The organism is Actinoallomurus acanthiterrae (genome assembly GCF_054775715.1).
Map to the genome: position 1 here is coordinate 8,809,990 of NZ_BAAHCO010000001.1, position 19,810 is coordinate 8,829,799.

The following is a 19,810-nucleotide window of genomic DNA, read 5'->3' on the forward strand; positions in this document are numbered from 1 at the left end:
GACCGGCGACGGCCGGTCCCCTGCGCCGGCGCTACCGCGTACCACGCGAGGCGAACTTGGCGACCGCGGCGACGTTGGTCTTGTCGACGAAGTACGGCCCGGTCAGCGTCGCCTTACCGCCGCCGATGACGTTGCCGTTCGTCTTGTAGAGCCACAGAGAGTCGACCGCGAGGTAGCCCTGGAGGTAGGGCTGCTGGTCGACGGCCCACTCGATCTGGCCGTCCTGGACGGACTTGACCATGGCCGGGTTCATGTCGAACGTGGCGACCTTGGCCGAGCTCCCGGCGTCCTTGACGGACTGGAGCGTGGTCAGCGCGATCGGGGCGCTGAGGGCCACGACCCGGTCGATGCTCTTGTCCTGCTTGAGCTTGGCGGCGATGGTGGACCGCACGGACGGCATGTTCGTCCCCGTGACGTACACCTTGTCGGTCTTGCCGGTGAAGCCCTTGGTCAGGCCGCCGCAGCGCGCCTCCAGGGACACCTGGCCCTGCTCGTGCAGGACGCACAGGACGTGCTTGGCCCCTTCGGCACTCAGCCGCTTGCCCGCGCTCTCGCCGGCGATGCTCTCGTCGGAGCCGAAGTACTGGAGGATCCCCATCTTCTGCCACTGGTCCAGGCCCGCGTTGATCGCGACGGTCGGGATCCCGCCGGCGACGGCCTTCTTGATGACGCCGGTCATCGCGTCGGGGTGCGCGAGGGTGACGGCGATGCCGTCGACCTTGCTGTCGATGGCGTTCTGCACCAGGGTGGCCTGCTTGTCGCCGTCCGGGTCGTTGGAGTAGATGAGCTGCACGTTGTCCTTGTCGGCGGCGGCCAGCGCGCCCTTGCGGACGATGTCCCAGAACGTGTCACCGGGCGCCTGGTGCGTGACGAGGGCGATCTTCATCCGGGGGGTGTTGGCGTGACCGGCGGCGGGGTTCTCCGCCGTGTCCTGGGCCTTCTTGCCGCCGTGGCTGCTGCACGCGCTCAAGGCGAGGACGAGCCCCGCGACGAGAATGCCCGCCCGCCTGTCTGGTCTGAACATCGCGTCTCTCCGTCTTCACTCAGTCGGGGCGGCCTTGCCTCCGAGATGGTGACGCTGCGCGGCCTTGGCGGCCTCGTAGTCGGCTCGCGCCTTCCGGGTGCTCTCCAGGGCCGAGACCTCCGCCACCGGGACGTCCCACCAGGCGTCCGAGTCGGGCGCCGGTGCCAGTGGATCGGTCTCGACGTGCACCACGGTCGTGACCTTCGCCTCCTTCGCGCGTTCGAGTGCGGTGCGGAACTCCTCCACGGTCGTGGCACGCAGCACGTCCGCGCCGAGGCTCGCGGCGTTCGCCGCCAGGTCGACCGGGAGCAGTTCGCCGTCGAGCAGACCCGTCTCCGGGTCGCGGTAGCGGTAGCTCGTGCCGAACCGCTGGGATCCCAGCGACTCCGACAGCGCGCCGATCGACGCGAAGCCGTGATTCTGGACGAGCACGATCGTCAGTTTGATCCCCTCGGAGACCGCTGTCACGATCTCCTGGGCCATCATCAGGTACGACCCGTCGCCGACCAGGACGAACACCTCCCGGTCGGGGTCGGCCATCTTGATCCCCAGGCCGCCGGCGATCTCGTAGCCCATGCAGGAGTAGCCGTACTCGACGTGGTACTGGCGCGGGTCGCGCGCCCGCCAGAGCATCTGCAGGTCGCCGGGCATGCTGCCGGCGGCGTTCACGACGACGTCGCGGGGACCGGCGATCTCGTTCAGGGCGCCAAGGATCTCGGTCTGCGCGGGCAGCGGCCGGTGCCCGAGGTGGTAGGCCCGGTCGACGACCCGCCGCCAGTCCTCGGCGAGCCGCCGCACGCGCTCGGCGTACGCCGCGTCGACGCGGTGGCCGGTCAGAGCCTCGGTGAGCGCGCGCAGCCCCGCCCGCGCGTCGGCGACCAGGGGGACGGCGGAGTGCTTCAGGGCGTCGAACCGCGCGACGTTGAGGTTGACGAACCGTACGTCCGGGTGGGCGAAGACGGTACGGGACGCGGTGGTGAAGTCGCTGTAGCGGGTGCCGACGCCCAGGACGACGTCGGCCTCCCGGGCGAGGGCGTTCGCGGCCGGCGTGCCCGTGGCCCCGACGCCGCCCACCGCGCAGGGGTGGTCCCAGGGCACGGAGCCCTTGCCCGCCTGCGTCTCGGCGACCGGGATGCCGGTGGCGTCGGCGAAGGCCAGCAGGTCGTCCGCCGCGTCGGAGTAGGTGACGCCGCCGCCCGCGACGATCAGCGGCCGCCCGGCCCCGCGCAGCGCTTCCACCGCGCGCTCCACCGCGGCGGGCTCCGGGACCGGCCTCGGGACGTGCCACACCCGCCGGGCGAACAGCTCCTCCGGCCAGTCGTACGCCTCGGCCTGGACGTCCTGGGGCAGGGCGAGCGTGACCGCGCCGGTCTCGGCGGGGTCGGTGAGCACCCGCATCGCGGCGAGCAGCGCCGACGGGAGCTGCTCGGGCCGGTTGATCCGGTCCCAGTACCGCGACACCGGCTTGAACGCGTCGTTGACCGACACGTCCCCGGACCGGGGATCCTCCAGCTGCTGCAGCACCGGGTCGGCGGCGCGGGTGGCGAAGATGTCGCCGGGCAGCAGCAGGACCGGGATCCGGTTGATGGTGGCCAGCGCGGCCCCGGTCACCATGTTGGTCGCGCCTGGGCCGATGGAGGACGTGCACGCGAAGGTCCGCAGCCGGTCCTTCATCCGCGCGTAGCCGACCGAGGCGTGCACCATCGCCTGCTCGTTGCGGGCCATGTAGTACGGCAGCTCGGGACCGCCCGTCCGCTGCGCCTCCAGCAGCGCCTGCCCGACGCCGGCGACGTTGCCGTGCCCGAAGATCCCGAAGCAGCCCGCGAAGAACCGCTGCTCCACGCCGTCCCGCTCCGACCACTGCGCGGCCAGGAACCGGACGATCGCCTGTCCTACGGTCAGCCTCATGTCTCCCTCTCCGTGGTCGTGCCGAGGGGCGACCGAGGATCGATCTCCGGGGCGCGCCTTACGGGTCCGCCGGGTTCCGGGCCGCTCGGCAGGGGGCCGCCGGCGACGAGCTGGTCGACCTCGGGGGTGGTGGGCATCGCCGGGGAGCAGGCGAGGCGGGAGGCGACGATCGCGCCGGCGGCGTTCGCGAACCGAACGGTCCGCTCGACGTCCCAGCCGGCGAGCAGGCCGTGGCACAGCGCCCCGCCGAACGCGTCGCCCGCGCCCAGCCCGTTCACGACCTCCACCTCGACCGGCGGCACCTCGACCACGTCCGTCCCGCCGGAATCCGCGCGGCTCGCGGCCAGCACGCCCTTGGGCCCGCGCTTGACGATCGCCAGGCGGACGCCGCGGTCGAGCAGCGCCTCCGCCGCCGCGTACGGCTCGTGCTCCCCGACGGCGACCTCGCACTCCTCGACGTTGCCGACGGCGACCGTGACGTGCTCCAGAGCCTGACCGACCCAGCCGCTCGCCTCCTCCGGCGACGACCAGAACATCGGCCGGTAGTCCAGGTCCAGCACGGTGTCCCGCTGCTGGGACCGGGCGGCCAGCGCCGCGAGCGTCGCCGTACGGCTCGGCTCCTCGCACAGGCCGGTGACGGTGGCCCAGAACACGCGCGCCGCACGAATGGCCGCCAGGTCTGTACGGCGGCCGTGCCGCGCCGCCGCGACCGCGACGTTCGTCGGGCTGCCACCGAGGTACTTGCCGAACGTCTCGACGTCCTCCAGGTGCACGCCCACCTGGAGCGGGTAAACGTCCACGCTGACCCGTCCCATGGTGATCAGATCGTGCGGACTCACGGAGCGGACGCACCTCCGGAACGTCGGTCCCTCGGCAACCGCGCCGGGTGACCCCGGCGTGACGACGACGTCGCCGTTCGTTCACCGTCGTGGCATCAAGCCTCCGCAGGAATTCAACCCATGTCAAGAGTTTGTCCTGACATTAGGAGGTAATAGCTTTTACCAGGGAACGGCCGAAGGGCGGTGCGACGTGCGACGAGCCCACGCGACGGCTACCTTGTCCGGACATCGTGATGTCACAGCTTGACGGCGCTGCCGGTGAGCGGGCTTTCCAGGGGATTCCGGAGGCGCACATGGACAGAACGGCCGTGCACCGGCCGGCGGTCTCGGTCGACCGCAGCAGCCCCGTCCCCCTGTACTTCCAGGTGGCGCAGCAGCTCGAGGCGGCCATCCGCGACGGCCGCCTTCCCCCCGGGAGTCGCCTGGAGAACGAGATCCTGCTCGCCGACCGCTACGGGCTGTCCCGGCCGACGATCCGGCAGGCGATCCAGCACCTCGTCGACAAGGGCCTGCTCGTCCGCAAGCGCGGCGTCGGCACCCAGGTCGTGCAGGCCCAGGTGCGGCGCTCGATCGAGCTGACCAGCCTCTACGACGACCTCCTCGCCTCCGGCCGCAGCCCCTCGACCCGCGTGCTGGAGCTCGGCACCCTCCCCGCCGACGAGGAGGTGGCCCGGGAGCTCGACATCGCCCCCGGCACGGAGGTCCTGCGCCTGCGCCGGCTGCGGCTCACCGGCGACGAGCCGCTCGCCCTGCTCACGAACTACCTCCCCGTCGGCCTCGTCGCGCTGACGGCGGAGGACCTGGGCGCCCGCGGGCTGTATGAGCTGCTGCGCGCGGCCGGGGTCAACCTCCGCATCGCCAACCAGACGATCGGGGCGCGCGGGGCCTCCGCCCCCGAGGCGCGCCTGCTGGACGAACGCCGCGGCGTCCCCCTGCTGACCATGACCCGCATCGCGTACGACGACAAGGGCCGCCCGGTGGAGTACGGCACCCACGTCTACCGCGCCAGCCGCTACACCTTCGCCCTCACCCTCGTCGAGCGCTGACCTCTCGGCTCAGGAGGGTGTCGAAGATCAGGACGAAGAAGGACTCGAAGGCGTCGGTGGAGCGGTCGGCGCGGGCCCTGATGAGGGAGCCCTCCCAGGAGTTGATGAGGAAGCCGGCCGTGGCCCGCGGATCCAGCCCGGCGCGGAGGGCACCGGCGTCGCGGGCCTCGGTGAGCACCGCGGCGATCGCGTCCGTCCACTGGGCGAGGCCCTGCCGGACGCCCTCGCGAATGACGTCGCTGTGATCGGCGATCTCCGTGCCGAAGTTGCCGATGAGGCACCCCCGCGTGAAGTCGTAGCGCACGACGGCGTCGCGGAGCGCCTCGAAGTGCGCGCGTAGCCGGGCCAGCGGCTCGCCCTCTCCCCCGGTCAGCTCGTGCAGCCGCCCGGCGCCGTACCGCTCCAGGGCCACGACGGCGAGCGCCTCCTTGCTGTCGAAGTGGTTGTAGAACGACCCCTTCGGCACGCCCGCCGCATCGGTGATCACTTTCACGCCGGCCGCGTTGTACCCCTGGACGTGGAACTGCTCCAGTGCCGCTTCGACGATCTCTTCGCGCACGCCCCGCCTGCCCATGACGACCCACCTCCGCAGCCAATATGGCCGGTCGTCTCAAGTCTGTCAACCGAGGTGGGGCCGCTTGACATCACTTAAGACGACCGGTCATATTGAACGGGCCGAGGCGGTCTGAACGGCCGCCTGAGAGTCGGCGAAGATGGTTCGAAAGAGGGGGAAGTCATGAAGATCGAAGGTTCGGTGGCGGTCGTGACCGGCGGCAACCGGGGGTTCGGCCGGCATCTCGCCGCCCAGCTCCTCGACCGTGGAGCCAAGGTGTACGCCGCCGCCCGGCGGCCCGAGACGGTGGACGTGCCCGGCGCCGTACCGCTGCGGCTGGATCTCACCGATCCGGCGTCGGTACGGGAGGCGGCCAGGGTGGCCACGGACGCGACGCTCCTGATCAACAACGCCGGCATCTCCACCAGGTCGTCCCTGATCGACGGCGATCTCGAGGACATCAGGCTCGAGATGGACACGCACTACCTCGGCACGCTGGGCGTGATCCGTACGTTCGCGCCGATCATCGAGGCCAACGGCGGCGGCACCATCCTGAACGTCCTGTCCGTGCTCTCCTGGGTGCACATTCCGGCCTCCGGCGCGTACTCCGTGGCCAAGGCCGCCGAATGGGCGATGACCAACGCCGTACGCCAGGAGCTCGCGCCGAAGGGGATCCGGGTCGCGGGGCTGCACGTCGGCTACATGGAGACCGACATGACCTCCACCATCACGGCGGACAAGTCCGATCCGGCGGTGATCGCCAAGGTCGCGCTCGACGGACTCACCACGGACACCGCGGAGATCATCGCCGACGATCTGAGCCGAAGCGTCAAGCAAAATCTGGCCGCGCCCATAACGGCCTGACCGCTCCCCGCCGGAGAAGCGGCTCCCTCGATCCACCATGGAAGGGGGAGGGAGGAGCACGATGGCCGAGTCTGGATCGAGGTTCCCGCTGGGGAGCTGGCCGACGCCGCTGGAGGAGGCGCCGCGGCTGGCGGCGGCGATCGGCCTCGAGCCGGGCGACCTGTGGATCAAACGGGACGACCTCGGCGGCCTCGGCGGAGGCGGGAACAAGGTCCGCAAGCTGGAGTGGACGATCGGCGACGCGCTCGCCAAGGGCGCCGACACCGTCGTCACCACCGGCGCGCCGCAGAGCAACCACGCCCGGCTGACCGCCGCCGCGGCCGCCCGGGCGGGCCTGGACGCGGTGCTGGTCCTCGCTGGGCGGCCGGGACGGGCCGGCTCCGGGAACCTGGCGCTGGCCGGCCTCTTCGGCGCGCGCGTCGTCTGGGCCGGCGACGTCTCCCATGAAGATCTCGCCGAGGCCGCCCGGGAGATCACCGACGAGCTTTCGGCCACCGGCGCCGTTCCGGCGCTGATCCCGTTCGGCGGATCCAGCGTCCTGAGCGCCCGGGGCTATGTGGAGTGCGGGAACGAACTGCTGCGGCAGGCCCCGGACCTGCGCGAGATCGTGGTCGCGGTCGGGTCGGGCGGGACCATGGCCGGTCTCGTGGCCGCTCTCGGCGCCGAGCGTGTGCTCGGCGTGGACTGCGGCGCGCTCGACGACCCGGCACCGGCGATCGCCGGCTTGGCGGCGCCGATCGGCACGGTCACCGTCGACGCCGGTCGCCTCAGGATCCGGCGCGAGCAGGTGGGAGCCGGCTACGGAGAGCTCACCGAGCCGGTCGCTCAGGCGCTGTACATCGCCGGCCGTACGGAGGGAATCGCGCTCGACCCGATCTACACGGGCCGCGCCCTCGCCGGGCTGATCGCCGCGGTCGCCGACGGAAGTGTGGCGCCGGGCCGCAAGACGGTCTTCTTGCACAGCGGTGGCCTGCCGGGTCTGTTCGGTCATCCGGCGGCCGTCGCCCATGCCGAGGCGGGCCTGCGCGCGGTGCCGCCCGTCGCCTGATCGGATGGCCATCTGTTTTCCTATTTTCCGAAATTTTCCTCGCATATTTTTCCTAACTGGCATGCTCCGCGCGCTTGACGAGCGAGCCACCGCAGGGCAGGCGGACAGGCTGAAACGTGCTCTTGACGCCTAATGGCCAGCGTTTTAGCCTCTGGGGCAATCGATTTCCGAGTTTCCCGCATCCTCCTCTCCCCCGCCAAGCGGCGGGGATGTTCTGGCTCCGCGGCAGACGCGGCGGCTGGGATCTCCACGCCGCGATCTCACGTAAGCGAGGATCCGATGTACCAGCGAACACTCCGCACCGCCGTGACGGCGGCGCTGGCGGCCGCCGCGCTGGCGGTGGCCGGCCCGGTCACGCCCGCACGCGCGGCGGGCACGACCTTGGTGGTGAACGCCGCGGCACCGTACCGGCCCGTCGCGCATGTCGCGTCGGGCGGCCTCTACGCTCTCGCCGAGAACAACCGGCCGGCCGACTCGACGCTGCTGCCCATCGCGATGAACACCCTCACCCAGCCCGCTCCCGGCGTCGGCCAGAAGCCCAACGGTCAGCCGCCGGGCGGCGACTCGCTGCTCGTCTCGCCGCAGGCCGACCGGGTCGGCGCCGCCGAGTTCATCCGGATGCCCGACATCTACCCCGACTTCCCGTACAAGTGGGTGAGCTGGACGGACTGGCTGTCCAAGGTGGACACCATGGTCAAGAAGCGGCTGGCGGCCACCTCGGTCAGCAACATCGCCGGGTGGGAGCTCTGGAACGAGCCCGACGGGACGTGGAACACCGCTAGCGCCGGCGACTTCAACGCCGGCTGGGTGCGCACGTACCAGGAGGTGCGCTCGCTCGACCCGCTGACGCCGATCGTCGGCCCGAGCCTGTCCTCCTGGAAGGCCTCCTACATGCAGTCCTTCCTCAGCTATGCCAAGGACCACAACGCGCTTCCCGACGTCGTCTCCTGGCACGAGTGGAACGCCGCGAACATCGCGTCGGACGTCGCGGCCTACCGCGCCCTGGAATCGTCGCTCGGCATCAGCCCACGGCGCATCTCCATCAACGAATACGCGTGGACGAACGAGGTCGACGTGCCCGGCCGCGTGTCCAGCTACATCGCGAAGTTCGAGCGGGCCGGCGTCGAGTCGGCCGACCGCGCCTTCTGGTACGAGTACGGCACCGTCAACGGCCTCGTGACGAACAACCAGCCGACCGGCAGCTGGTGGCTCTACAAGTGGTACGGCGACATGGCCGGCACCATGGTCACCACCACGCCGGCCGACCAGACCGGCCTGGACGGATTCGCCGCCTTCGACCCCACCCGCAAGATCGTCAATGCGGCCTTCGGCAACGCGTCGGGCACCAACGACGTGCGCGTCTCGGGCCTGTCCTCACTCGGCCAGACCGTCCGGGTGCACCTGGAGTCCACCCCGGCCTCCGGGCGGTTCACCGCCGTGTCCGCGCCCACCGACATCTCGACGAAGACGTACAAGGTCACCAATGGCGGCATCACCGTCACCGTGCCGAACATGGACGCCAACAGCGCCTACCACCTGGTCGTCGAGCCCATCAACGGGGTGCCCGCCTACCAGCACCGTTACGAGGCCGAGAACGCCTCGGTCTTCCGGGCGCAGCGGCTCACCGCCGGCACCGCCTCGGCCGGCGGCTACGTCGGCCGGATCGACAACACGGGAGACCCGCGCACCGACAGTTACGTGGACTTCGTCGTCAACGTGCCGACCGCCCGTACGTACACGATGACGATCGGATACGCCAACGGCACCGGCGAGACCTCGACGCAGGGGCTGGCCTACGACGGCGGCTCCTGGCACACCGTCAGCTATCCGCCGACCGCCGGATGGGGCCAGTTCGGCTCCGCTGTCGCCACCACGGTCGACCTGCACGCCGGATACAACGTCATCCGGCTGGCGAAGGGCGCTCCGTACTTCGCCGGCGGAACGGGCTACGCGGAACTCGACTACATCCAGCTCGACTGAGGTCGGTCCGAAACGACACGCGGGGGCCGGTGAACGGCCCCCGCGTGCCATGCGGTCACAGGAACAGGCTGATGACCAGGGCGATCAGGAAGGCGGTCACGCCCATCAGCGTCTCCATCACCGTCCACGACTTCAGCGTCTGCGGGATGGTCAGCCGGAAGTAGCGGTTCATCAGCCAGAACCCGGCGTCGTTGACGTGCGACAGCACCGTTCCCCCGGCGGCGATCGCGATGACGACGAGGGCCAGCTGCGCCTGACCGAAGTGCGACTGGGCGGCGAGCGGCGCGACGATGGGCGCGGTGGTGACGATCGCAACCGTCTTGGAGCCGAGAGCCACCCGCAGCGCGGTGGCGAGCACGAACGCCAGGACGAGCGTCGGCACTCCGGCGTTGCCGAGCAGGTGCGCCAGGGCACTGCCCACGCCGGTCTTCTTCAGCACGGCCGCGAACATCCCGCCCGCGCCGATGACGAGCGTCACCGAGGCGATCGGCCCGAGACAGGCGTTCGCCGCCTGCTCGAGGTGCTTCCCGCTCAGCCCGCGCCGTACGCCGAAGATGTAGAGCGCGCCGAGCACCGTGATCGCCAGTGCGATGATCGGGTCGCCGACGAACTCCAGGACGTTCTGCGCCGTGGACCCCTCTTTCAGGAGCACGGTGGAGAAGGTGTTGAGCATGATCAACACCATCGGCAGCAGGGTGATCGCGAGCACGCTCGCCAGCGACGGCGGGTTCTCGACGGCTCGCGTGGCCACCGCCGTCGTCCGCTTTTCGGCCACGGCGACCCCGCCGTCGGCGGATTCGGGTTCGTCGCTCTTCTCGTCCGGGGTGGTGCCGCCCTCGCCGGCGACGGTCAGATCCTCCGGGACCTTCACGTCGCTCATCCGCGGGCCGATCCACACCCCGTACGCGTAGCTGCCCAGCAGCCAGGCGGGCAGTCCGCAGATGATGCCGAAGACGGTCACCCAGCCGAGGCTCACGTGCAGCAGCCCGGCGGCGGTCACCGGTCCGGGATGCGGAGGCAGGACCGCGTTGGTCATCGCCAGGGCGCCGACGGCGGGCAGCGCGATGGCGATCAGTGGTTTGCGGGAGGTACGGGTGACGGCGAACATCAGCGGCAGCAGCACGATCCACGCCGCGTCGACGAACATCGGGATGCCGAAGATGAGGGCGGTCAGGCCCATGGCGAGTGGTGCGCGGTCCTCGCCGAAGCGGCGGATCATGGCGCGGGACAGCACTTCGGCGCCGTCGGCCATCTCCAGCATCCGGCCGAGCATCGCGCCGAGGGTGATGATGATGGCGACGGAGCCGAGCGTGTCGCCGAAACCGCCGGCGAGGACGTCGGGGATGTCCTTGACCGGCAGTCCCGCCGCGATCGCCACACCGACGCTGACGATGAGCAGGGCGAGGACGGCGTGCAGCCGGACCTTGATGACGAGCAGGAGCAGAACGGCGATGCCGGCCAGGGCGAGCAGGGCCAGACCCCAGTCCGGCAGGTGGGTGGTGATGTGCATCGGCACTCCCAGGGGGTGGGGAGAGCGGGCGTGCCGTCGACCGGCACGCCCGGGAACGCCAGGCGGAGAGAGGGGAAGGGGTGGAACGGCCCGGGGACGGGCCCACCCGGCCGGCCGAAGGCCGGCCGGGAGACGGTGGGTGCTACCAGCGGGGGATCGACGGGGCGGCCCAGCCGGGGTCGACGACCCGCATCGCGGCGACGTCGTCGCGGGACCGTACGTCACTGGTACGCCAGCGCTCGTGGTAGCGGGCGAGCGCGGCGCGGTCGAGCTCGACGCCCAGGCCGGGCGCGTCCGAGACGGTCAGCGCGCCGTCGCGGAACACGTGCGGCTCGGTGATGACGTCGTCGGTCTGCCACGGCCGGTGCGTGTCGCAGGCGTGGAGGTGGCCCGGCGCGCAAGCGGCCGCCTGCGTCATCGCCGCCAGGCTGATGCCCAGGTGGGTGTTGGAGTGCATGGACAGGCCGACGCCGAACGTCTCGCAGATCCGCGCGAGGGCCTGGGTGGCGCGCAGGCCGCCCCAGAAGTGGTGGTCGCACAGGACGACCTGCACGGCATCGGCGCGGAACGCCTCGGGGATCTCCCGCATCGACGTGACGCACATGTTGGTGGCGAGGGGCACTCCGGTGCGGCGGTGGACCTCGGCCATGGCCTCGACGCCCGTGCAGGGATCCTCGAGGTACTCGACCGTGTCGCGCAGGGCCTCGGCGACGCGGGTGCCGGTGTCCACGGACCAGGCGCCGTTCGGGTCGAGGCGCAGCGGAAGACCGGGGAACGCCTCACGCAGCGCCCGGGTCGCGGCGATCTCCTCGTCGGGCGGGAAGACGCCGCCCTTGAGCTTCAGCGAGCCGAAGCCGTACGTGTCGATCATCCGCTGGGCCTGGGCGACGACGCCCTCCGGGTCGAGGGCCAGGCCCCAGTCGTCGACGGGCGCGCCGGCGACCGGGTGCTTCTCCCACTTGTAGAAGAGGTAGCCGGCGAAGTCGACGCGGTCGCGCACCTTGCCGCCGAGCAGCTGGTGCACGGGCAGCCCGAGGGACCGGCCCATGGCGTCCAGGAAGGCGACCTCGAACGCCGACACGACGATGGCGTGCAGCTTGGTGAGGTTCTGCCGGCCGAACAGCCGCCGGGCCTGCAGGTCGTCGGTGAGCGAGCCGGTCACCGCGCTCGCGCCGAGCGCGCCGGCCACGATCTCCCACAGGCTCTCGGAGGACGCGACCGAACGGCCGGGCAGCAGCGCGGCCACCGTCCGCAGGGGTTCGAGGTACTCGTCGTCGCCGTAGGTCTCCCCCAGGCCCACGACGCCGTCCTCGGTCTCCACCTCGACGATCACCCGCGGCGTGTACGGCTGGTGGACGCCCTGCAGGTTCAGCAACGGCGGGTCCTCGACGAGGACGGGGGTGACGCGCACGTCGGCGATGCGCAGGTCGCTCATCAGTACTCCTGACTCAGATCAGCTCGAGGCCGGCGGCGAGGACGCGCTCGAGGTCGGCCAGGTCTTCGGGGCCGGGGTCGGCGAGCGGCGGGCGTACGGGGCCGGCGGCAGGCCGCGCAGCCGCGCCCCGGCCTTGACGAGCGACACCGCGTATCCTGCCGTCCGGTCGCGGATCCGGGCCAGGGGCAGGTAGAAGCCGGAGAGCAGGCGATCGGCGGTCGCCTGGTCACCGCCGCGCAGCGCGGCGTGGAACGCTCCGGCGATCTCCGGTGCGAAGGCGTGCACGGCCGAGGAGTACGCGGGGATCCCGATCGCCGCGTAGGCGCGGGCCTGCAGTTCGGCCGTCGGCACGCCGTTGAAGAACAGGAAGTCCGGCGGCGTCGCCAGCCGCAGCGCCTGGAAGTGCTCGATGTCGCCGGTGCCGTCCTTGAGCCCGGCGAGGTTCGGCACCTCCGCTACCAGGGCGGTCACGGTGTCCACCGCGTACCGGGCCTGTCCCCGGTGATAGATGATCACCGGCAGGGTGGTCGCGGCGGCGACCCGCCGTACGTGCTCGGCGAGGCCCGCCTGCGGGGCCTCGGTCAGGTAGTGCGGCAGGAGGAGGATCGCTGCGGCCCCGGCCTCTTCGGCGGCCCGGACGTACCGGGTCGCCAGCGCGACGCCGTGCCCGGCCCCCGCGACGACGGGAATCTCCGGCGGGGCCAGCTCGACGGCGGCGCGCACGCAGGCGGCGTACTCCTCCAGATCGAGGCTGAAGAACTCGCCCGTGCCACAGCAGACGAACAGCGCGCCGGGCGACGCGGCGAGCTGGTGCTCCAGGAGAGCCCGATACGCGCCGAGGTCCAGATCGCCGCTCGCGGAGAACGCCGTCAGCGGAAAGGACAGCACCGCGCGGTCCATCCCCGCGCGGAGCGCAGCCGTGCGCGTTGCGACGACCGAGTCCGTATCGTGCACGTCATCTCCATATGTAGACAGCATCTATGCTGGGAGACTATGCACGTAAAAGTGCAGGTCCGTCAAGAAGCCGCAATCCACCCGCGATATGGACATGACAGGATGACGGCCAGGACGGCGGGGAGGGGATCAGTGAGCACGGAGCAACCGCGGGGCGTTCGCGATGTGAAGTCGGCCGGGCGGACGGTCGAGGTCCTCGAGGCCCTCGCCGCATTCCAGGGCAGGGCGGTGACGCTCCGGGACCTCGCCGAGCGGATCGACATCCCCCGCAGCAGCCTCTACGCCCTGCTGCAGACCCTCGTGGGCCGCGGCTGGGTGCGCACCGACGCCACCGGTTCGCTGTACTCCATCGGCATCCGCGCCCTGCTCGTCGGCACCGCCTACCTCGACGACGACCCCCGGCTCGCCATGCTCAGGCCGCACCTGGACGCGCTCGCGACCGAACTCGGCGAGACGCTGCACTTCGCCCGGCTCGACGGCACGGACATGGTCTATCTCGCCACGCGCGAGTCCCACCACTACCGCCGCCGGTTCAGCCGCGTCGGCCGGCGGCTGCCGGTGCACACCACATCCCTGGGCAAGGCGATCCTCGCCGAGCGCACCGACGACGAGGTCGACGCCCTGCTCCCCGCCGAACCGGAGCGGCTGACGCCGCACACCCTCTGCGACCGAGACGCTCTGCTCGCCGACCTCGCCGAGACCCGGCGGCGCGGCTACTCCGTCGACGACGGCGAGAACACCGTCGGCCTGTACTGCGTCGGCGTCGCCCTCCGCTACGACTCCGCCGTCACCGACGCACTCAGCTGCTCGATCCCCAAATCACGCCTCACGCCGGAGCTGGAGAGCGACGTCATCGCCGCTCTGCAGGACGTCCGCGCCGCGATCGAGACCGCCACGGCCTCCCCCGCCCTCTCCGTCGTCTGGCGCTGACCGATCCTCGACGTCGTTCAGGCGTCCGCACAACGCCCGCGCCGGCCGGTTCCCGGTCGGCGCGCAGTGCAACGCCGGCCCGGTTCCGGTCCGGCACCCCCATGCCGTGACCGGTCCCGGACCGGCGGCGGCCGCCGCGGCCCTGAGCGGTGATTCACTGGAGCCGACGGCCGGTCGATGACCGGCCACCCCAGGCCTTCTCCCCTTTGAGGGCCCGGCTCGGCTCCGTCTCCCCGGCACCGCGGGTCGAAGCGGCGATGTGCGGCACGTCCCGCTCGGCGGTGGCGCCCCCCTTCGGCGCCACTGCCGAGCGATTCCCGTGCCGGGTCTGGCTGGACCTCCTCCGTTCCCCGCCTACCCTCCGGGCGGCGCGTCGCGCGCCGTCCGGAGGGGCTCCCGTCTGGGCGAGGATCAGCGGAAGTCGTGACCGTGCGTCTGCCAGGTCACGAGCCTCCACGCGCCGTGGCTCCAGTAGTAGAGCCGGTGGTGGATGACGCGGTACCGCCGGCTCTCGCTGCCGTGGCGCTCCCAGGCGCGGCGACCGTCCCAACGGCCGTCGCGATGGTCGCGGTAACGGTCGTCGGCGCGGTTGTCGCCGTGTACGGCGATACCCGACGAGTGGGCGATGACGGTCGTGCGGTGTGCGTCCTGGACGGACGCCGCGGAGGCCGTCCCGCCGAGCGCGAGTGCCGCGCCGCCGGCCACGGCGAGTGTGGCTGCCGCGGTGGCGACACGCCGTCCCAAGGTCCGATTCATGGTCATCTCCTTGTGTCGACCCGGCGCCCTTGTGGGTGGAGGGCGCCGGGAGCGCGTCCCTGGGTGGTGGGACATGGAAGACGTTACCCGTGCATAAGTTTAAAGTTCAACTTATGCGCGTGTGAGGTATAGCATCGCAAAACCTGCTCTGACCTGGGAATATGCCGATCTTGCACAGCGGGGACGAGCCGCGTCGTCACCCGGAAACGACGAGGAGCACGCCGTCTGATCGATTACCGACCGGCGCCGGCTCAGTGCCCGCGGGCGATCCACTCCTCCAGGTGCGGAGCCTCCGCGCCGATCGCCGTGTCGTCGCCGTGGCCGGTGTGGACGACGGTCTCCGGCGGCAGGGTCAGCAGGCGGCCGCGGATCGAGTCGATGATCGTCGGGAAGTCGGAGAACGACCGTCCCGTGGCCCCGGGGCCGCCCTGGAAGAGGGTGTCGCCGGAGAACAGCGCCCCGAGCGCCGGGACGTGCAGGCAGACCGCCCCGGGGCTGTGCCCCGGCGTGTGGAGCACCGTCAGCTCGGTGCCGGCGACACGGAGCGTCTGCCCGTCGGCGAGTTCGGCGTCCGGGGCGCGGTCCGGGTGGGTGAGATCCCACAGCGGCCGGTCGGCCGGGTGCAGCAGGATCGGCGCCCCCGTGCGGGCGGCCAGGGCCGGGGCCGCGTCGATGTGGTCGTCGTGGGCGTGGGTGCAGACGACGGCGACCAGCCGGCGGTCCCCCACCGCCTCGGCGATCGCGTCGGCGTCGTGAGCCGCGTCGATCACCAGGGCCTCGGCGTCGTCGCCGAGGATCCAGACGTTGTTGTCGACGTCCCACGTGCCGCCGTCGAGGGAGAAGGTCCCGGAGGTGACGATGTGGTCGAGGCGGGCGGTCACAGGGTCACCACCGACCGCAGGACCTCGCCCCGTCCCATGCGCTCGAACGCGCCCTCGACGTCGTCGAGCGGGATCGTCTCCGAGACGAAGGCGTCCAGGTCGAGCCGGCCCTGGAGGTACAGGTCGATCAGCATCGGGAAGTCCCGCGAGGGCAGGCAGTCGCCGTACCAGGAGGACTTCAGCGCGCCGCCGCGTCCGAAGACGTCCAGCAGTGGCAGTTCGAGGCGCATGTCCGGGGTGGGGACGCCGACGAGGACGACCGTACCGGCGAGGTCGCGCGCGTAGAAGGCCTGTTCGTACGTCTGCGGGCGGCCGACGGCGTCGATCACGACGTCCGCGCCGAAGCCGCCGGTCAGGTCGCGGATCGCGGTGACGGCGTCCTCGCGGGCGGAGTTGACCGCGTGGGTGGCGCCCAGCTTCTTCGCCTGGTCGAGCTTCCGGTCGTCGAGGTCGACGGCGATGATCTTCGCGGCGCCGGCCAGCCGCGCTCCGGCGACGGCCGCGTTGCCGACGCCGCCGCAGCCGATCACGGCCACCGTGTCGCCGCGGCCGACCCCGCCCGTGTTGATCGCGGCGCCGAGGCCCGCCATCACCCCGCAGCCGAGCAGCCCTGCCGCGGCCGGTGAGGCGGCCGGGTCGACCTTGGTGCACTGGCCCGCGGCCACCAGGGTCTTGTCGGCGAACGCGCCGATGCCCAGGGCGGGCGACAGCTCGGTCCCGTCGGTGAGGGTCATCTTCTGCGTCGCGTTGTGCGTGTCGAAGCAGTACCAGGGGCGGCCGCGCAGGCAGGCGCGGCACCGGCCGCAGACCGCCCGCCAGTTGAGGATCACGAAGTCGCCCGGGGCGACGTCGGTGACGCCGTCGCCGACCGACTCCACGACGCCCGCCGCCTCATGGCCGAGCAGGAAGGGAAACTCGTCGTTGATGCCGCCCTCGCGGTAGTGCAGGTCCGTATGGCAGACACCGCAGGCCTGCACCTTCACGACCGCCTCACCGGGTCCGGGGTCCGGGACGAGGATCGTGGTCAGCTCCACCGGCGCGCCTTTGGCCCGGGCGATGACTCCGCGTACTTCCTGCGCCATGCGTGGCGTCCTTCCGATCTCGGGCCGCGGCGCGGCCGGGCGGCTCAGGGCTGTCCGCCGATCGTACGCATGTCCACCCCGGCCACGGCCAGCGACTTCCATCAGCCGAAACCGGCAGGCCAGATGGATGCGGGCCTGGCAGTCGTCCGGACGGCCGGGTCGTACGAACCCCATCCGGGTCCGTACACGACACATAGCACGAAAGACGCAGGCCAGGGACTTTTTAGGATTCTCCCGGCGCTATACGGGTAGAGCTCCGATTGCGACACAGCGTTCCTGACTTTTGGTCAATCAGTCGGTCACGCGATCGTCCCCCGATCCCGGCCAGCCGTGAGGTGGAATCTTCGATGCGACATCTGTCCACGGTCGATCTGAAGGTGGAGCAGAGCTCCGGCGTCACCGTCGTGCACTTCCCGGAAGAGGTCGACGTGGTCAACGCTCCGGCCATCCGGGAACGGGTGCTCCGCCTGCTGAACAGCGGGGTCCCGGAGATGGTCCTCGACCTGACCGGCACCCGCTTCCTCGACTCGGCCGGCCTCCACGTCATCGTGCGGGCCCATGGCCGCAGCACCGCCCTGTCGATCCCCCTCTCCGTGGCGATCCCGGAAGAGGGGACGGTACGCCGGGTCTTCGACCTCACTGCGATGGCCCGGCTCGTTCCGACCACCATCGGCCTGCCGGACCCCCGGCCCGCCGCGACGGCGCCTTCGCTGTCCTGCTCGACCACCGGCCCCCGAAGACGCGGCCGCAAGCCCCGGCGGTGATCCGCCCGCACCGCGTCCGGTGACGCCGGGATCATCACCGACTCGCGACGGACGTGATCCCGTCGTCGGCGGGCTGACCGACCGAGTGAGCCGCCTCCCGCACCTCGGTGTCGGCGAAGGCCGCCAGTCGCGCGGCGAGTTCCGACAGCGCGGTCGCGGCGTAGTGGTCCGGGTCCCAGCAGGCATGAATGGTCAGCAGGACCTTCTCGCCGCGATGGTCGGTGACGAAGATCGGGTGGGCCCCGAACCGCTCGAGGTTGGTGACGATCGAGACGCCGCGCCCGGCCGCGGCAAGGGCTTGGCTCAGCGGCGGCCAGGCGATCTGCTCGTACCTCTCGTAGCGCAGTTGTTCCCGGGTGACCGCTTCGTCCAGCGCGAGGCGAGTCGGGTCGGTGGCCGGCGGGATGAGAAGCGGCGCACGCACCAGTTCCTCCAGCGGCACCGTCCGCCGGCGAGCCCATGAGTGATCAGGTGCGACGTAGGCGCGCAGCGGCACACTCGTCAGACGAGTCCAGACCAGCCGGCCGGTCGGGGGCGCGGTCGCGGCCACGCCGAGATCGTGACCGGCCAGCACCGCTTCGTGAACGGCGTCAGGGGCGACCGAGTCGACCGAGATGAAGGGGTCGCTCGCGGAAAGTGTGGCCACGAACGGCGCCAAGACGTACTCGATCGTGGTCGGCGCCGCGGCGACCGCCACCCGGGTCAACAGTCCGTGTGCCATCTGTTGCGCGACCATGGTCGCCCGGTCGGCCCTGGTCACGATGTCGGCGGCGACGTCGCGCATCTGGCGTCCAGCACGGGTCAATGCGAGGCGTGGCCCGTTCCGGGTGAACAACGCCACGCCGAGATCGCGTTCCAGCCGGTGCAGCTGCCGCGAGACCGCCGGCTGCGCCACGTGGAGTCGAGCGGCCGCCGCCGTCACCGTCCCGCACTCGGACACAGCCAGGAAGTAACGCAGGTGACGTAGTTCCATGGACGCGCATCATACCTATGAGGCATGGATACGGCCGAACATTAGGTCTTGGACACATGAATGGACCCGGAGTCACCATCGTCGGCATGAATCGGGACGACCGCGACCAACTGCCAGGGAACTGGGCGACACCGCCCTACCACCGCCAGGGCCTGCATCACGTGGAGCAGCTCGTACGCTGCGCTCTCCTTTCGCGTGGTGACGGACCGACGCGCGAGTTCGGCCATGCCGACGAGCCGCTGGACTGGAGCGCCCTCGCCCTGCCGTCGGCCGGAGGCGCGGAGATCAGCGGGGACGAGTTCCTGGCGCGTACCCACACGGACGCGCTGTTGGTGATGCGCGGCGAGCAGATCGTGTTCGAGCGCTACCTCGGCGATTTCACGCCCGCGACGCGGCATATCGTCATGTCGATCTCCAAGTCCTTCTGCGGGATGCTCGCCGGGTGCCTCGTCGAGGCGGGCGTCATCGACCTGGCCTCGCCAACGTCCCGGTACGTGCCCGAGCTGGCCGGGGGCTCGTTCGGCGGCGCCACTGTGCGGCAGCTCCTGGACATGACCGCCGCACCGCACTACGACATGGCGTACCTGAACCCGGACGCGGAGGTTCACGCGGGCGATCGCGCAGCAGGGTGGCGGCCCCGCCGGCCGGGTGACGTCGCGGGAACCCGCCGGTTCCTGGCAGGGCTCCGCGGTGCCGGCGTCCACGGGGCGGGCTTCCAGTACTGCTCCGGCACCACCGACGTTCTCGCCTGGGTTCTCGAACGCGCCGCGGGCCTGGACTACCGGGAGTTGATGACGCGTTCCATCTGGTCGCGGATCGGTGCCGAAGCCGACGCCTTCATCACCGTCGACGAGTTCGGCACTCCCTACGCGTGCGCGGGGATGGGGATGCGGCTCCGGGACCTGGCCAGGTTCGGGCGCCTCGTGCTCGACCGCGGATACCGCGACGGCCGGTCCGTCATCCCCGCTTCCTGGATCGAGGACACCCGGCGCGGGGGCCAGGTCGACACCGGCGGGGAACCCGGTGCCGCCCGGCACGGCACCTACAGGAACCAGTGGCGGATCCCGGGCGACGAGCACGGCGGCTTCTACGCCGTCGGCATCTTCGGCCAGTACCTCTGGCTGGACCCGGTGGCCGACGTGCTGGTCGCGAAGTTCTCCGCCGAGGACGCCCCGGTTCCGGACGACTCGCAGGAGCTTCAGGCTCTGTCCGCCATCGCCCGCGCCGCCGCGGACCCCGCCATCGTCCCCCAGGAGAGCTGAC

At 71.2% G+C, this 19,810-nt stretch carries 18 protein-coding genes; 7 read left to right on the forward strand and 11 right to left on the reverse strand.

Going from position 1 to position 19,810, the window contains the following annotated elements:
- Positions 1 to 31 precede the first annotated feature (31 nt).
- The 3 genes from ACYVF7_RS41460 to ACYVF7_RS41470 are packed head-to-tail and all read right to left on the reverse strand — an operon-like array spanning position 32 to position 3,747.
- The gene (locus ACYVF7_RS41460; RefSeq protein WP_460351466.1) at positions 32 to 1,024 is read right to left on the reverse strand and encodes a sugar ABC transporter substrate-binding protein; all 993 of its coding nucleotides are present in this window, start codon (positions 1,022 to 1,024) and stop codon (positions 32 to 34) included.
- A 15-nt stretch (positions 1,025 to 1,039) separates the two neighbouring features.
- Positions 1,040 to 2,932 carry a 3D-(3,5/4)-trihydroxycyclohexane-1,2-dione acylhydrolase (decyclizing) gene (iolD, locus tag ACYVF7_RS41465; RefSeq protein WP_460351467.1) on the reverse strand — a complete coding sequence of 631 codons (1,893 nt, stop codon included), beginning with the start codon at positions 2,930 to 2,932 and terminating at the stop codon, positions 1,040 to 1,042.
- A complete protein-coding gene (locus tag ACYVF7_RS41470) occupies positions 2,929 to 3,747 on the reverse strand; it encodes a PfkB family carbohydrate kinase (RefSeq protein WP_460358398.1) in 819 nt (272 codons plus the stop codon). Before ACYVF7_RS41470 ends, iolD begins: the two co-directional genes overlap by 4 nt.
- A 317-nt stretch (positions 3,748 to 4,064) precedes the next feature.
- On the opposite strand from ACYVF7_RS41470, the gene ACYVF7_RS41475 reads away from it, so the two are divergent.
- Positions 4,065 to 4,817 (forward strand): GntR family transcriptional regulator, encoded by a 753-nt coding sequence (locus tag ACYVF7_RS41475; RefSeq protein ID WP_460351468.1) that lies wholly within the window; start codon positions 4,065 to 4,067, stop codon positions 4,815 to 4,817.
- Here the strand turns inward: ACYVF7_RS41475 and ACYVF7_RS41480 are convergent.
- Positions 4,798 to 5,391, reverse strand: a complete 594-nt coding sequence (locus ACYVF7_RS41480) for a TetR/AcrR family transcriptional regulator (protein ID WP_460351469.1) — start codon at positions 5,389 to 5,391, stop codon at positions 4,798 to 4,800. The two genes, ACYVF7_RS41475 and ACYVF7_RS41480, sit on opposite strands and share 20 nt — an antisense overlap.
- 162 nt (positions 5,392 to 5,553) lie before the next feature.
- On the opposite strand from ACYVF7_RS41480, the gene ACYVF7_RS41485 reads away from it, so the two are divergent.
- From ACYVF7_RS41485 to ACYVF7_RS41495, 3 genes are all read left to right on the forward strand, one after another.
- A complete protein-coding gene (locus ACYVF7_RS41485) occupies positions 5,554 to 6,234 on the forward strand; it encodes an SDR family oxidoreductase (RefSeq protein ID WP_460351470.1) in 681 nt (226 codons plus the stop codon).
- 61 nt (positions 6,235 to 6,295) lie between these two features.
- Positions 6,296 to 7,282 (forward strand): pyridoxal-phosphate dependent enzyme, encoded by a 987-nt coding sequence (locus ACYVF7_RS41490; protein WP_460351471.1) that lies wholly within the window; start codon positions 6,296 to 6,298, stop codon positions 7,280 to 7,282.
- 279 nt (positions 7,283 to 7,561) lie between these two features.
- Positions 7,562 to 9,262, forward strand: coding sequence for a carbohydrate-binding protein (locus tag ACYVF7_RS41495; protein WP_460351472.1), 1,701 nt, complete (start codon positions 7,562 to 7,564; stop codon positions 9,260 to 9,262).
- Between the two features lie 55 nt (positions 9,263 to 9,317).
- Here the strand turns inward: ACYVF7_RS41495 and ACYVF7_RS41500 are convergent, their stop codons facing one another.
- The 3 genes from ACYVF7_RS41500 to ACYVF7_RS41510 all read right to left on the reverse strand — a co-directional run bounded on the left by ACYVF7_RS41500 (position 9,318) and on the right by ACYVF7_RS41510 (position 13,161).
- Entirely contained in the window at positions 9,318 to 10,772 is a 1,455-nt protein-coding gene (locus ACYVF7_RS41500) for a GntP family permease (protein ID WP_460351473.1), read from the reverse strand.
- Between the two features lie 142 nt (positions 10,773 to 10,914).
- Positions 10,915 to 12,207 (reverse strand): enolase C-terminal domain-like protein, encoded by a 1,293-nt coding sequence (locus ACYVF7_RS41505; RefSeq protein ID WP_460351474.1) that lies wholly within the window; start codon positions 12,205 to 12,207, stop codon positions 10,915 to 10,917.
- 18 nt (positions 12,208 to 12,225) lie between these two features.
- Positions 12,226 to 13,161 (reverse strand): 5-dehydro-4-deoxyglucarate dehydratase, encoded by a 936-nt coding sequence (locus ACYVF7_RS41510; RefSeq protein ID WP_460351475.1) that lies wholly within the window; start codon positions 13,159 to 13,161, stop codon positions 12,226 to 12,228.
- 132 nt (positions 13,162 to 13,293) lie between these two features.
- On the opposite strand from ACYVF7_RS41510, the gene ACYVF7_RS41515 reads away from it, so the two are divergent.
- Positions 13,294 to 14,091 carry an IclR family transcriptional regulator gene (locus tag ACYVF7_RS41515; RefSeq protein WP_460351476.1) on the forward strand — a complete coding sequence of 266 codons (798 nt, stop codon included), beginning with the start codon at positions 13,294 to 13,296 and terminating at the stop codon, positions 14,089 to 14,091.
- A gap of 411 nt (positions 14,092 to 14,502) precedes the next feature.
- On the opposite strand, the gene ACYVF7_RS41520 is transcribed toward ACYVF7_RS41515, so the two are convergent.
- The 3 genes from ACYVF7_RS41520 to ACYVF7_RS41530 form a co-directional block, all read right to left on the reverse strand.
- Positions 14,503 to 14,847, reverse strand: coding sequence for a hypothetical protein (locus ACYVF7_RS41520; RefSeq protein WP_460351477.1), 345 nt, complete (start codon positions 14,845 to 14,847; stop codon positions 14,503 to 14,505).
- 251 nt (positions 14,848 to 15,098) lie between these two features.
- A complete protein-coding gene (locus tag ACYVF7_RS41525) occupies positions 15,099 to 15,728 on the reverse strand; it encodes an MBL fold metallo-hydrolase (protein WP_460351478.1) in 630 nt (209 codons plus the stop codon).
- Positions 15,725 to 16,810: an S-(hydroxymethyl)mycothiol dehydrogenase gene (locus ACYVF7_RS41530; protein ID WP_460351479.1), complete on the reverse strand. Its 1,086-nt coding sequence runs from the start codon at positions 16,808 to 16,810 to the stop codon at positions 15,725 to 15,727. Before ACYVF7_RS41530 ends, ACYVF7_RS41525 begins: the two co-directional genes overlap by 4 nt.
- A gap of 347 nt (positions 16,811 to 17,157) precedes the next feature.
- Here ACYVF7_RS41530 and ACYVF7_RS41535 point away from each other — a divergent pair, with 347 nt between their 5' ends.
- On the forward strand, positions 17,158 to 17,574 hold the full coding sequence (locus ACYVF7_RS41535) for an STAS domain-containing protein (protein WP_460351480.1): 417 nt from the start codon (positions 17,158 to 17,160) through the stop codon (positions 17,572 to 17,574).
- A 34-nt stretch (positions 17,575 to 17,608) separates the two neighbouring features.
- Here ACYVF7_RS41535 and ACYVF7_RS41540 read toward each other — a convergent pair whose 3' ends face one another.
- Positions 17,609 to 18,547 (reverse strand): LysR family transcriptional regulator, encoded by a 939-nt coding sequence (locus ACYVF7_RS41540; protein ID WP_460351481.1) that lies wholly within the window; start codon positions 18,545 to 18,547, stop codon positions 17,609 to 17,611.
- An 86-nt stretch (positions 18,548 to 18,633) separates the two neighbouring features.
- Here ACYVF7_RS41540 and ACYVF7_RS41545 point away from each other — a divergent pair, with 86 nt between their 5' ends.
- Positions 18,634 to 19,809, forward strand: coding sequence for a serine hydrolase domain-containing protein (locus ACYVF7_RS41545; protein WP_460351482.1), 1,176 nt, complete (start codon positions 18,634 to 18,636; stop codon positions 19,807 to 19,809).
- The last annotated feature ends 1 nt before the right edge of the window (position 19,810 follow it).